Consider the following 13114-nt stretch of genomic DNA (forward strand, 5'->3'; position numbering starts at 1 on the left):
TTATTGTTTCTCCTTAATCAGCCCCGTCCTATACGCCACCAGCAGTTTCATCAAATCCTGAATCTGCGTAACGAGTTCACTTCCTTTATCCGTATCCTTCACCATCATACGCTGCGAATTGAATTCGACAACCAGGGTTGTAGACTTGATGTCTTGTCCTTCTTCAATGGCTTTCTGACGGCTCTGGAACGGCTCATGCTGCACCAACTGCAAGCCGTGGGAATGATATACCAGCGTATATCCCGCAATTCCCGTTTCCGGCTGATAGGCTTTTGAAAAACCACCGTCAATCACCAGCAGCTTACCATCCGCTTTGATGGGTTTCTCACCTTTAATGGTCTTTACCGGTACATGTCCGTTGATGATATGCGAATGTGGCCCCGGCTTCACGCCGAACTCTTCAAGAATGCGGTCACACACCTCAGCCTCGTTGCGCAAAGCATAGTAATGCCCTTTCGTCTCCTTATGCAATGTTTTGTCGGCCACAAAATAGCGTTCAAAGGTAGCCATCTTGTCTTTATCGAAGGAAGGGGCATCCGGTCCGCACCACATGTACCAGACATAATCCAGTGCAAACTGTTTCTCGTCCGAACCGTCCTCGTCAAAGTAAGCGGTACGTATCAGCTGGTCGGTCTTTTTCAGCAACTTACGTCCCCAGTATTCCTTTTGGCCGATGCGGACATGTTTAAAACTGCCGTCCGCATTCAGAGGCACGGAAGCATGATAAAGCAGGTTACTGTTGCACACCAGATACATGCCGCCATACGTAAACAAGCAGCGCATGTGCTTCTTCATCTTCTCGCTGTTCATGAAAGAAGAATGAATCCGGTGCATCAGTTCGCGCTCTTCGTCCGACAGACGATACGGGTCCGCCGGGTCTACGGTGGGGAAATTCACATCGCGCAACGGATATTCCTTGCCTTCGTATACAAACACACCACGCTCGAAATCCACCAGATGCAGCAGTTTCCGGTTCTCCATACCGAACTCAGGACGGCGGCTGATGATTTCCGCTTCCAGTTTCAACTGGATAACCGTAATTGCCTTATGCATCTGTGTAATCAGCCGCAAGGTCTTCTCATTGTATTCCGCATCGGCAAAGTTCATTTTCGGTGCAAAGATGGTGCAAGGGTCATCCGCATAGGTATCCATGGCAAACGTTGCAAGCGGCAACAGATTGATGCCATAACCATCCTCCAGCGTTGCTAAATTGGCATAGCGCATCGACATACGGATTACGTTGGCTATACAAGCATCATTACCCGATGCGGCACCCATCCACAGAATATCGTGGTTACCCCATTGGATGTCGAAATTATGATAATCACAGAGAGTATCCATGATAATATGCGCACCCGGTCCGCGGTCGTATATATCGCCCACGATATGCAGCGAGTCGATGGTCAAGCGCTGGATAAGGTTGCACATCGCCACAATAAAATCATCCGCACGCTTCGTAGAGATAATGGTACTGATTATGACATTGATATAGGCATGCTTGTTAGGTTCGATGCTCGATTCGTGCAACAGCTCTTGAATGATATACGAGAACTCTGCCGGAAGTGCCTTGCGTACTTTCGAACGGGTATATTTGGACGAAACGTTCTGGCATACTTTTACCAACTGGTTCAGTGTTATCAAATACCAGTCATCCAGGTCCGTTTCCTGCTCCTTGATAAGTTGCAGCTTCTCTTCCGGATAATAAATTAACGTACAGATTTCCTTCTTCTCACTTTCGCGCAGTGTATGCCCGAATATTTCGTTCACCTTACGTTTCACTGCCCCCGATGCATTCTTCAGCACATGCTGAAAAGCCTCATACTCGCCATGAATATCCGTCAGAAAATGCTCTGTACCTTTCGGCAGATTCAGAATGGCCTCCAGATTGATGATTTCTGTACTGGCATCAGCAATGGTAGGAAAACTGCGTGATAATAATTGCAAATAACGCAAGTCATTGACAATACTTTCCGGAGTTATATTTCCCATAGTTATTTAATTGATAGTTGATAATTGACAGTTGATAATATCCCTCATTCTTCATTATCCATTAATGAAGAACATGAGCAGCACTTGGGCTATAATTACCCGTAGAAACATGCACAGCGGATAAACCGTAGCATAAGCTACAGACGGATTGTCTCCCGGAATGGTGTCGTTGGCGTAGTTCAGCGCCATGGGGTTTGCCATGCTTCCGCACAGCATACCCGCCATTGTTCCGAAATCTATCTTCAGCCACTTGAAGGTAACGATACCCATAATCAATACCGGAACCACAGTCAACGCAAAACCCGTAGCAATCCATAACAGCCCTTCCGGCCGGAATACCGTATCGAAGAAATGGGCACCTGCATCCAGTCCCAGGCAAGCCAGGTAAAGAGACAATCCCAATGCACGGAGCATCAGGTTCGCACTGCGCGTAGTATAAGTCACCATGTGCATCCTCGGACCGAATGTCCCGATAAGAATACCTACGATGATAGGGCCTCCTGCCAATCCGAGCCGCACGGGAGCGCTGATGCCGGGAATGGAAATAGGAATTGCTCCCAAAGCCAGACCGATGACAATGCCGATAAATACCGCCACCAAGTTCGGTTCCTTCAGGCTTTTCACAGCATTGCCCAGCACCTTCTCCACATTTTGTATAGCAGCGGCTTCGCCCACTACGGTCAGGCGGTCACCCAATTGCAAGGTCAGTTCCGCTGTGGCCAGCAGCTGCACGCCGCTACGATAAACCCGGCTGATATTGATACCGTAATGATTACGCAGATGGAGAGAACCCAGCTTCTTGCCGTTCAACTCCGGGCGCGTCACCACGATACGTTGCGAAATCAACTGGCTGTCTATGGCATTCCAGTCTATATCTTCCTTGTTCCAATCAGTATGCTCCTGCTCGCCGAAAAGCACGGTCAGAGCCGGCGTATTTTTCTCCGAGGTAATCACCAGCAGGCGGTCACCTTCCTTTATAATCTTTTCCGAGGTAGGAATACTCACATTCCCATCCCGCCACAAGCGGGAAATCACGAACTTCGGATAGCTGTTCAGCCCGCCTATTTCCTTGATACTCTTGTTGAAGATGGCAGGATTGTGCACCTGGAACGCAACAATGTAAGGCTTGTTCACGTCATCCTTCTCTTTCAATTCCAGGTCTTCCTTATGCGCCAGCGTCTTACGGATGAACAGTACGGCCAGAATGACCCCTACCACCCCCAGCGGATATGCCACCGCACACCCCAAAGCAGGGGTACTGGACTCCAATCCCATCTGTTTCAATGTCTGCTGTGCCGCACCGAGTGCCGGTGTGTTTGTCGTGGCACCGCAAAGTATGCCCACCATATCCGGCAGGGATACTCCCAACCCATAGCTGCCCAGTACAGTCAGCAGGGTGCCGATAAGCACTACACCCGTGGCGAGCATATTCAGTTGTACCCCTCCTTTACGGAAAGAGCTGAAAAAGCCCGGTCCCACCTGCAAACCCAAAGCATACACAAATATCACCAGCCCGAAGCTTTCCGCATAATTCAGCATCTGCGGGTCTATGGACAACCCGAAATGCCCGGCAATGATGCCGGCAAAGAATACAAACGTCACTCCCAATGAAATGCCGCAAACATGTATCTTCCCCAATCCCAATCCGATAGCGGAAATCAGTGAGAGTACCACAACCGCCTGCAAGGCGGAGTGCTCGACGAATAAACTATATAGCCAGTCCAATGTGCATTCTATTTTACAGTTTCAGGCTGCAAAGATAGTGCAAACCTCATGCAAAATAAAACGAACCCGTCTATTTTTTATGCGGCAGCACTTCTAAAAAAGGGATACGATACAATAAATCCCTGCTGCCAGCAAAGCACTGACGGGGATAGTCAGCACCCAAGCGGTCATCAGACTCTTCGTAACTCCCCAACGCACAGCCGAAAGCCGCTTCGTGGCCCCTACTCCGATAATAGCTCCCGTAATGGTGTGTGTCGTACTTACCGGAATCTTCAGATACTCCGTCAGATAAAGCGTAAACGCACCGGCAGTTTCCGCAATCACCCCTTCCAGTGGCGTCACCTTCGTAATCTTAGTCCCCATGGTCTTCACAATCTTCCACCCGCCGGACATGGTACCGAGTGAAATGGCCGTAAAACAAGAGAATGCCACCCAGTCCGGCAGGTCATCAATACTGTTTATCCCCATTCCCAGTCCTTCCGAATGTCCGGCTATCATAGCCGCAGCAATGATACCCATTACCTTCTGTGAATCATTCAGACCGTGTCCGATGCTGAACAAAGCCGAAGACACCAGCTGCAGTTTCTTGAACCACACCTCGGCCGTATGGGGATGCGCCCTGCGGCAAATGTACAAGACCAACAACGTAAAACCAAATGCCACCACCATACCAATCAAGGGAGCCAGAAAAATGAATGCCGCAATCTTCAGAATGATACTCAACTGGATGGCCTCAAAACCGTGTGCCATGATGGCAGCTCCGGCAAAACCTCCGATAAGCGTGTGCGAAGAAGAGGAAGGGATTCCCTTCCACCAAGTGAACAGATTCCAGGCAATAGCCGCAATCACGCCGGCCAGAATGATAGGCAAAGTAATGTAAGGCTCCATCACCGTTTTCGATACGGTGTTGGCAATGCCGAAACCGCCGATGACACACTTGGCGATGAAAAAGGCCACAAAATTGAAGAAAGCCGCCCATATCACCGCCTGAAACGGTGTAAGCACTTTGGTAGACACAATGGTGGCAATAGAATTGGCCGCATCATGAAAACCGTTGATATAATCGAATATCAGAGCCAGTACAATGATAATCACTAATAGTTCCATGCGTCCGTTCGTTTATGCGTATTTCACAATCAGGCTCCTCAAAATCTTGCCCACGTGTTCGGCTGCGTCCGTCGTTTTTTCCAACTCATACATAATCTCCTTGATTTTGATGAGTTCAATGCAGTCCTTCTCTTCTTCAAAAAGCCTGGTGATGAAAAATTCATAAATATCATCTGCCCGGTTTTCTATGTCATGCAGCTGGTTGCAATATGCGCGCAGCTTATCCGGACTCTTGCGGAATGCCTCCAGTTCATCCATGGCCTGGCCGATGAGGGCCGCTTCTTGTTGAACCATATGTCCCAGCTCTTTCCCCTTGTCCGAAATAGGATGCGGATTATAGATAGTGATACGCTTGGCACAGCTGTTTATTCCATCAATCACATCATCCATGCCCGAAGCCAGGTCATGGATATCCTCCCGGTCAAAAGGAGTAATGAAAGTAGTGCCCAGTTCATCCAGAATCAGATTGGTCAGCTTATCGCCCTCGCGCTCCAAATCTTTGATTCGTTTATAATCTTCCGCCCTCTTCTCAGGCGAGTCATGGCCCAATATTTCTATCAACAGAGCCGACGAGGACAATAAAATCTCAGACAATTGCTTCAGCAAAGGAAAGAATTTCGGTTCTTTCGGTGTGAACCGGCTAAAAAAAGAATTCTTCATAATGGATAAATGTACTAAGTATATTAATTTATTTTTGTTTTCGTTGTTTCAGTCTTGCACGCAGCACTTCTACCACGGCCGGCAGTATGGAAACCACAATAATGGCCACAATCAGCAGTTTGAGGTTCTCTTGTACAAACGGAAGGTCACCGAAGAAATAACCCGCATAACAGAAGATGGCAATCCAGCAGGCGCCCCCAATCAGGTTGTACAGCATGAAGTAATAGTAATGCATCTTACCCATCCCCGCCACGAATGGCGCAAACGTACGGACGATAGGCACAAAACGGGCTATGATAATTGTCTTGCCTCCATACTTCTTATAGAACTCATGGGTCTTGTCGAGATGGCTTTGCTTGAATATTCTGGAATCGGGATTATTGAAGAGCCTTTGCCCGAAGAAATGCCCTATCATGTAGTTGCAAGAGTCGCCCAATACCGCGGCAACAAACAATATCAAAGCCAGCACATTGACCTCGAGAGGCATGTCGGGCAGTGCGGCAATAGCTCCCGCCACAAAAAGCAGGGAATCGCCCGGCAGGAAAGGTGTGACCACCAGCCCCGTTTCGCAGAAAATAATCAGAAACAATATGGCATACGCCCACATATGATATTCCTGCACTATATCAATCATATACTGATCGATATGGAGAATAAAATCTAATAGAAAATCCATTATATATTGATTATCAGTACTTAAAAAATAGAGAAAAACTCGGCATGGGGAGACGGGCAATCTCTCTGGCTCCCGAAAGAGAGGAAGGGAAAGTACTAAATAAGAATACGCCTCAGCGTATATACATAATATCTATATGAAATCTTATGGGGATGGAAAGTAAAGGGGAAAGAAGTTGTCTTTTCTTCCGGGAGCAGAGTTTTCAGGGTTCTCGCAACCTTGGCGGCAATGAAGTCCGGATTAAGCCTCAACAATTTCGAGCAAGAGGCATGCCGTAATGAGAAGGTATTTCCTATGCAACCGGCATCTGCCAGGCAATTATAATTCGCGTCCTCCCCTTTTTCCTGGCATTGTCTGCCATCTGCCCCCGACAAGCTGTGCTGGGCTCCGGAGAAATAATGCACATCCGCAGTAGGGAGTGTCTTACATCCCTCCATATCATCAGAAACGGAAGTGAACTTCGATATGAGGAACAACCCTAACAAGATATAGAATATACATTTCGCCATAGCGGGTGCAAATATAGAAACTATTTTCGGATTACAACAGAAAAATGAAAAACAAAAAGCGGTTAACCGTTTCATCAGTCAACCGCTTTCTTGTTTTTGTAGTGGGTACGAGAATCGAACTCGTATACCATGCGTGAGAGGCATGTATCCTAACCGTTAGATGAACCCACCCTCGCATTTGTCTTGTACACCCTCAGGGATTCGAACCCTGGACCCACTGATTAAGAGTCAGTTGCTCTACCAACTGAGCTAAGAGTGCATCTGGCGGAAGCTGGGGGATTCGAACCCCCGGTACGGTTACCCGTACGTCAGTTTAGCAAACTGGTGGTTTCAGCCACTCACCCAAACTTCCTTTTTTATAACCAGCATTCTTTTCAAATGCGGTGCAAATGTAGGGCAAACTTTTGGACTGTGCAAATCTTTCCTACATATTTTTTTCACCGTTTTCATACAATTTGAGATAACACGTTAACACTCAAACCCTAAAACAAGAAAAAAAATTTGATACATATCAAACCGTCCTTTTCAACCTTTCCTTATCTTTGCGCGATTTTTAAAGTATAGTGCACATACACGGACAATGATACAACAAGAAAGCCTAAAAAAGCGGCTTGCCAAGCTGGCCGCCCCCATTTTTATAGAGACACTTCTCATCATGATGCTCGGTGCGGTGGACACCATCATGCTGAGCCGCCACTCGGACAACAGTGTTGCCGCCGTAGGGGTAGTCAACCAAATTATCATGCTCACTTTCCTCGTTTTCGAAGTCATCAACCTCGGAACGTCCGTTCTGTGTTCCCAGTATCTCGGTGCGAAACTACACAAGAAAGTAGTGCAAGTAGTCGGCGTATCCATCCTCGTCAACCTGGCGGTAGGTATCACGGTCAGCCTGGTACTGTTCTCCTGCGCCCATCCCATCCTCCGGCTGATGGGGCTCACCGCTGAACTGATGCAGGACGGCATGGACTATATGCGTATCGTAGGCGCTTTCGCCTTCTTCCAGGCACTATCCCTCACCCTCTCCGCCTCCCTGCGCAGTGCCAACAAGGCCATCTACCCGATGATGGTCACCGTCGTAGTCAATATCCTCAATATCATCGGCAACTACTCCCTCATCTTCGGCCGCTTCGGCTTTCCGGAACTGGGCGTGGAAGGCGCCGCCATCTCCACAGCCTTCAGCCGGGGTGTCTCCATGATTATACTGTTCGTCATACTGTTCCGCAAGCACATCCACCGTTTCCCACCGGCATACTTCCGCCCTTTTCCGTGGATAGAACTAAAGAACCTGATGAAGGTAGGCCTGCCCTCTGCCGGCGAACAATTGTCGTACAGCTCGTCGCAAGTCGTCATCACCTACTTCATCAACATGCTGGGAGTGGAAGCGCTCGCCACCCGTACCTATTGTGTCAACATCATCATGTTCGCTTATCTGTTCAGCATCTCCATGGCACAAGGCGGCGCCATCTGTATCGGGCATCTGATAGGCGAGAAGAAACCTCACGCAGCCTTCCTTATGGGAAAATACGTCATGAAGAAATCCGTCATGATTACCGTCATGCTGTCCTGCATCCTCGCCCTTTCGGGGCATGCCATCTTTGGCTGGCTCACGTCCAACCCCGACATCATACGTATGGGTGCCACCATCCTTATCATAGATGTACTCCTCGAAATAGGCCGCCCCATCAACATCTTCGCCACCAACGCCCTTCGTGCGGCAGGAGATGTCAACTACCCCTTCTACGTAGGGTTGGTGGTGCAGTGGAGTGTAGCTGTAGGTGTGGGATACCTTTTCGGCTTCCCCTTCGGCTGGGGTATCTGCGGCATGTGGGTAGCCTTCCTGTTGGACGAGAATATCCGCGGCTTCATTTTCGTCCGCCGCTGGTATGGCATGAAATGGGTAAACAAAAGTTTCATACGGAGCTGATTTTTTCTCGTAAAAACCTTATCTTTGCCCCTCGAACAAACAAATTATGGCTTTATGGATGCACTATTGAAAGAAACCGTAGATGCCGCTATCAACTCCCGCTATCCAGGCATGGCTCCCGAGGGAAGAAGGTTGATAGAGGAAATCCTCATTCGCAAGGAAGTAGAAAAGGGCGCATTATTACTCAATGAAGGGCAGATAAGCCATAATATCGTATTTGTAGGAAAAGGCATGTTGCGCCAATTCTATTATAAAAACGGTAAAGACGTCACCGAACACTTTTCCTATGAAGGCTGCATCATCATCTGCATAGAAAGTACCTTGAAGCAGGAACCCACCCACCTCATGATTGAGGCACTCGAACCGAGTGTCGTATACCTGCTGCCATACAACAAGCTGCTGACACTTACCGAAATCTCATGGGAAATAAACATGTTCTATCGGAAGATTCTGGAATATTCCCTGATTGTTTCACAGATAAAGGCTGACTCCTGGCGGTTTGAGACTGCACGCGAGCGCTATAACCAGCTCATGGAACATCAGCCCGAAGTCATCAAGCGGGCTCCTTTGTCGCACATTGCGTCCTATCTGCTGATGACCCCCGAAACACTGAGTCGGGTACGTTCGGGCATACTGTAACCCTCCTCCTGTCTGCCCGGAGAATACATATCTGAATTTATATAGAAATTTTACCATTTCTCCCCTAAGCGTGCATTGATTGCCATACAATCATTTCATGCTCAAGGTTGTTTTATATGTATTTAAAATATTAAAATTCAGATTATGAATACTATACATAATTTTTCCGCTTCCCTGATACAGCGGACAAAACAAGCCGGACGATACAGTACATCCGGTATATATACCAGTACAGTGAACAGCTTTTTCCGCTTCATCGGCCACCGTTCCATCACTTTTGCAGATCTCACCCCCAGCCTCATCAAGCAATACGAAGACCGGCTGCTCGGCGAAGGGCGGCGCCATAATACCATATCCACCTATATGCGTATGCTCCGTTCCATCTCTCACCAAGCTGCCGAACAAGGCATTCCATTCACACACAGTATAGACGATTTGTTCGCCTATGTATTCACTGGCTATGAGCCTACCGCCAAACGGGCCATCTCTCCTTTACTAATCCGGCGCTTGGTAAATCTTGATTTGGAGAAGAAACCCGCCTTGCGTTTCAGCCGCGACATGTTTCTGTTAAGTTTTTACTTACGAGGCATTCCGTTCGTAGACCTTGTACATCTCCGCAAAACGGATGTCAAGCACAATACCATTTATTATTACCGCCATAAGACCCGTCAGCAATTGTCCGTACATATAGAGTCGTATGCCGCACAGATTATAAATAGGTATAAAAACGAAGCCGCCTCTTCCCCCTATTTGCTACTGATATTATCACTGACCGGGGAAGATGGTTACAGACAATACAAAAGTGCTTTACGGCTCTACAACCAACATTTACACACACTTTCGAAGATGTTACGGTTAAGCATTCCATTAACATCTTATGTAGCCCGCCATAGCTGGGCCACCACTGCCAAAGACGAAGGAGTGGCCATTTCTGTGATTAGTGAAAGCTTAGGACATACTTCTGAAAAGGTAACTCATGTTTACCTCGCTTCTTTTGACAACAATGCGATGAGTAAAGCAAATAAAAAAGTGATTGCGACAATTCATCCAAACAAAAAGAAAAAGCCCTAAAAGCAAGAATTTGTAAAAGTATTCCTATTTGTATAGGAGTACTTTTATTCGTCAATTTTATTCTCTTACTTACAAGGTAATGGATACCAATACTCTCTTACTTACAAGGTAAGAGAATATATTTTGTGGCTGCAAAGATATGAAAAAGATTACTACAATCGTAAAAAATAGATTTATTTTTTAATTCATATTTATCTCATATATAGATATAAGACACATTGCAGCCACTTGTATTTCAGTCTTATATATTTACATAAACACATCTATTTTTAATTCAAAAATTAAATTTAATTATGAGATAAAATATCGTTTTACATTTTAATTACATATATAGTCTTTTAATGTAAAACACCTTTTAATGGCTGATTTATAAGATTATCTTCTAAATAAAACACGACCTCTTACCTTGTAAGTAAGAGAATTATTAAACAAACAGAAATGAACAGGTTTTTCTCTTTCCATACCATTGAGAGAGCAAAAAGCTATTGAATTAGTGTGAATTATGAAACAAGTTCTCCATTTCAATAAAGTGATTAAGTTCGTCATTATCTTTGGCGACTTATGCTTACTGAACATCATTTTCATCTCGCTATATCACATTTTTGACTACCAAACACTGGGCAATGAATTTACACATTCATTGCCACAGTTATTGGTATTATTAAATCTCGTCTATCTACTTTGCAATTATTCTAACGGAGTCATACTGCATGAACGCATTGTACGACCAGAACGAATTGTACGTCGAGCTTTCCGCAACACGATTTTCCACGCAGCCTTATTTATAAGTCTGGCTACTCTAGCGGAAATCGGCACCAGTTCACTCCGCTTTTTCGCTTGTTTTTATGGTATATTTTTTATCTGTCTTGCTGTTTATAGACTTATGTTTCGGTATCTTCTCAAAAGATATAGGGAATATGGAGGTAATTCACGTACTGTCGTTCTGGTTGGTAGCAACAAGAATATGGCCGAACTTTATCAAGAAATGGCAGGAGATCCTACTACCGGTTTCCGCATTAGCGGCTATTTCTGCGATTTACCCTCCAATGATTTTCCTGAAAGTATCCCCTATTTAGGTCAACCTAAAGAAGTCGTCACTTATTTACAGCAACATCATATAGAGCAAGTCTATTGCTGTCTACCCTCTGCACGCAGTCATGAGATAGTTCCTATCATCAACTATTGCGAGAATCACTTGATTCGCTTCTACAGTGTGCCTAATATCCGCAATTACCTGCATCGCCGCATGCACTTCGAGCTGTTCGGCAATATTCCCGTACTAACTATCCGTGAGGAACCTTTGACACAAATGGAAAATCGTCTGCTGAAAAGAGCCTTCGACCTCTTTTTCTCCCTCTCTTTCCTTTGTACCGTATTTCCCTTTGTCTATATCATCATAGGTACAACCATCAAGCTATCTTCTTCCGGCCCCATCTTCTTCAAACAAAAACGAAGCGGAGAAAACGGAAAAGAATTCTGGTGTTACAAATTTCGCTCAATGCGTGTCAACATAGATAGTGACAAACTACAAGCCACAGCCAATGACCCGCGCAAAACAAAAATCGGAGATTTCATCCGTAAAACCAGTATTGACGAACTTCCCCAATTCATCAATGTATTATTGGGACAAATGTCCGTTGTAGGGCCACGCCCCCATATGCTGAAACACACTGAAGAATATTCACACCTTATCGACAAATATATGGTCAGACATCTGGTAAAGCCCGGCATCACCGGTTGGGCCCAAGTCACCGGCTACCGTGGTGAAACCAAAGAACTCTGGCAGATGGAGGGACGTGTACAGCGTGATGTCTGGTACCTGGAACACTGGACTTTCCTATTGGATTTGTACATCATATACAAGACAGTCAGAAATGCCGTCCGGGGCGAGAAGGAAGCCTATTAAAATAAAAAAATGAGAATTAAAATAAAAAAGACATAGTGATGAAAAACAAGAAAAGCATAACTATCCTAATGGTGGCATTTACATTGGCAAGTTGCCAATCCTATAAAAGAGTACCTTATTTGCAAAGCTACGAATCACTTACAGATAAGGGTTATAAGGAAATTGTCATTAATGAAGTAAACCAGCAGGATACCCTCTATGATGCACGCATTCAGCCGAAAGACCTGTTGAACATCACGGTCAACACTAGCGACCCGCAAGCAGCGGCACCGTTCAACCTAACCATGCAGACCTCTATCAATGTGGCTCAAGCCAATAGTACCTATGTCACATCACAGCCCACCCTACAGCAATACCTGGTCAATAATGAAGGTGAGATAGACTTTCCCGTCATAGGTAAATTAAAGATAGGCGGATTGACTAAAACCGCAGCGGAAAAACTGGTTCGTGAGCAACTTCGCCCTTACCTCAAAGAGACTCCCATCGTCACCGTACGCATGTCCAACTACAAAATATCAGTTATCGGAGAAGTGAACCATCCCGGTACATTTACCATCAACAACGAGAAAGTAAATCTCTTTGAGGCACTCGCCATGGCAGGAGACATGACGGTCTACGGTATACGCAGTAACGTCAAGCTTATCCGCGAAGACAATAACGGACAGCGGAATATCATAAGCTTGAATCTAAATGAGCAAAATATCCTTCATTCTCCTTATTATTATCTGCAACAAAATGACATTCTTTATGTCACTCCAAACAAGACCAAAGCTAAAAATGCCAGTATCAGCAACAGCACCACCATCTGGTTCTCCGTAGTAGGTACACTCGTTTCGCTGGCAAGCTTGATTGTGACGATAGCAAGATAATTAAAAGTTAAAAGTTAAACGCTAATCATTAATCCCTAC

At 45.9% G+C, this 13114-nt stretch carries 11 protein-coding genes and 3 tRNA genes; 5 read left to right on the plus strand and 9 right to left on the minus strand.

The features are described 5' to 3' along the window. From CSD97_RS05710 to CSD97_RS05750, 9 genes are all read right to left on the minus strand, one after another. A complete protein-coding gene (locus CSD97_RS05710) occupies window positions 1-1989 on the minus strand; it encodes a fructose-1,6-bisphosphatase (RefSeq protein ID WP_005828043.1) in 1989 nt (662 codons plus the stop codon). Between the two features lie 54 nt (window positions 1990-2043). After that, window positions 2044-3714 carry a putative transporter gene (locus CSD97_RS05715; protein ID WP_005828042.1) on the minus strand — a complete coding sequence of 557 codons (1671 nt, stop codon included), beginning with the start codon at window positions 3712-3714 and terminating at the stop codon, window positions 2044-2046. Window positions 3715-3807: 93 nt separating this feature from the next. Beyond that, on the minus strand, window positions 3808-4821 hold the full coding sequence (locus tag CSD97_RS05720; RefSeq protein WP_005828041.1) for an inorganic phosphate transporter: 1014 nt from the start codon (window positions 4819-4821) through the stop codon (window positions 3808-3810). A gap of 12 nt (window positions 4822-4833) precedes the next feature. Beyond that, complete coding sequence (locus tag CSD97_RS05725; protein WP_005828040.1) at window positions 4834-5481, minus strand: DUF47 family protein; 648 nt, start codon at window positions 5479-5481, stop codon at window positions 4834-4836. A gap of 28 nt (window positions 5482-5509) precedes the next feature. Continuing rightward, the gene (locus tag CSD97_RS05730; protein WP_005828039.1) at window positions 5510-6157 is read right to left on the minus strand and encodes a DedA family protein; all 648 of its coding nucleotides are present in this window, start codon (window positions 6155-6157) and stop codon (window positions 5510-5512) included. 95 nt (window positions 6158-6252) lie between these two features. Next, complete coding sequence (locus CSD97_RS05735) at window positions 6253-6666, minus strand: hypothetical protein (protein WP_005828038.1); 414 nt, start codon at window positions 6664-6666, stop codon at window positions 6253-6255. A 99-nt stretch (window positions 6667-6765) separates the two neighbouring features. Then, window positions 6766-6837: transfer RNA gene (locus CSD97_RS05740), tRNA-Glu, on the minus strand. A 15-nt stretch (window positions 6838-6852) separates the two neighbouring features. Next, window positions 6853-6925 (minus strand) — tRNA-Lys (locus tag CSD97_RS05745). Between the two features lie 3 nt (window positions 6926-6928). Next, window positions 6929-7018 (minus strand) — tRNA-Ser (locus CSD97_RS05750). Between the two features lie 228 nt (window positions 7019-7246). On the opposite strand from CSD97_RS05750, the gene CSD97_RS05755 reads away from it, so the two are divergent. From CSD97_RS05755 to CSD97_RS05775, 5 genes are all read left to right on the plus strand, one after another. Beyond that, the gene (locus tag CSD97_RS05755; protein ID WP_005836251.1) at window positions 7247-8590 is read left to right on the plus strand and encodes an MATE family efflux transporter; all 1344 of its coding nucleotides are present in this window, start codon (window positions 7247-7249) and stop codon (window positions 8588-8590) included. A 54-nt stretch (window positions 8591-8644) separates the two neighbouring features. After that, window positions 8645-9229 (plus strand): cyclic nucleotide-binding domain-containing protein, encoded by a 585-nt coding sequence (locus CSD97_RS05760; RefSeq protein WP_005828036.1) that lies wholly within the window; start codon window positions 8645-8647, stop codon window positions 9227-9229. A gap of 144 nt (window positions 9230-9373) precedes the next feature. Continuing rightward, complete coding sequence (locus CSD97_RS05765) at window positions 9374-10300, plus strand: site-specific integrase (protein WP_022401528.1); 927 nt, start codon at window positions 9374-9376, stop codon at window positions 10298-10300. 502 nt (window positions 10301-10802) lie between these two features. Next, window positions 10803-12206, plus strand: coding sequence for an undecaprenyl-phosphate glucose phosphotransferase (locus tag CSD97_RS05770; RefSeq protein ID WP_005836137.1), 1404 nt, complete (start codon window positions 10803-10805; stop codon window positions 12204-12206). 38 nt (window positions 12207-12244) lie between these two features. Further along, window positions 12245-13075 carry a polysaccharide biosynthesis/export family protein gene (locus CSD97_RS05775; RefSeq protein ID WP_098032071.1) on the plus strand — a complete coding sequence of 277 codons (831 nt, stop codon included), beginning with the start codon at window positions 12245-12247 and terminating at the stop codon, window positions 13073-13075. The last annotated feature ends 39 nt before the right edge of the window (window positions 13076-13114 follow it).

This window comes from Bacteroides sp. AR29 (assembly GCF_900217715.1).
Classification (GTDB): domain Bacteria; phylum Bacteroidota; class Bacteroidia; order Bacteroidales; family Bacteroidaceae; genus Bacteroides; species Bacteroides uniformis.

What these genes read in the sequence shown, in the direction of transcription:
- CSD97_RS05710 (WP_005828043.1), bottom strand. Translation starts at nt 1,989, where the DNA reads ATGGGAAATATAACTCCGGAAAGTATTGTCAATGACTTGCGTTATTTG.
- CSD97_RS05720 (WP_005828041.1), bottom strand. Translation starts at nt 4,821, where the DNA reads ATGGAACTATTAGTGATTATCATTGTACTGGCTCTGATATTCGATTAT.
- CSD97_RS05725 (WP_005828040.1), bottom strand. Translation starts at nt 5,481, where the DNA reads ATGAAGAATTCTTTTTTTAGCCGGTTCACACCGAAAGAACCGAAATTC.
- CSD97_RS05730 (WP_005828039.1), bottom strand. Translation starts at nt 6,157, where the DNA reads ATGGATTTTCTATTAGATTTTATTCTCCATATCGATCAGTATATGATT.
- CSD97_RS05735 (WP_005828038.1), bottom strand. Translation starts at nt 6,666, where the DNA reads ATGGCGAAATGTATATTCTATATCTTGTTAGGGTTGTTCCTCATATCG.
- CSD97_RS05755 (WP_005836251.1), top strand. Translation starts at nt 7,247, where the DNA reads ATGATACAACAAGAAAGCCTAAAAAAGCGGCTTGCCAAGCTGGCCGCC.
- CSD97_RS05760 (WP_005828036.1), top strand. Translation starts at nt 8,645, where the DNA reads ATGGATGCACTATTGAAAGAAACCGTAGATGCCGCTATCAACTCCCGC.
- CSD97_RS05765 (WP_022401528.1), top strand. Translation starts at nt 9,374, where the DNA reads ATGAATACTATACATAATTTTTCCGCTTCCCTGATACAGCGGACAAAA.
- CSD97_RS05770 (WP_005836137.1), top strand. Translation starts at nt 10,803, where the DNA reads ATGAAACAAGTTCTCCATTTCAATAAAGTGATTAAGTTCGTCATTATC.
- CSD97_RS05775 (WP_098032071.1), top strand. Translation starts at nt 12,245, where the DNA reads ATGAAAAACAAGAAAAGCATAACTATCCTAATGGTGGCATTTACATTG.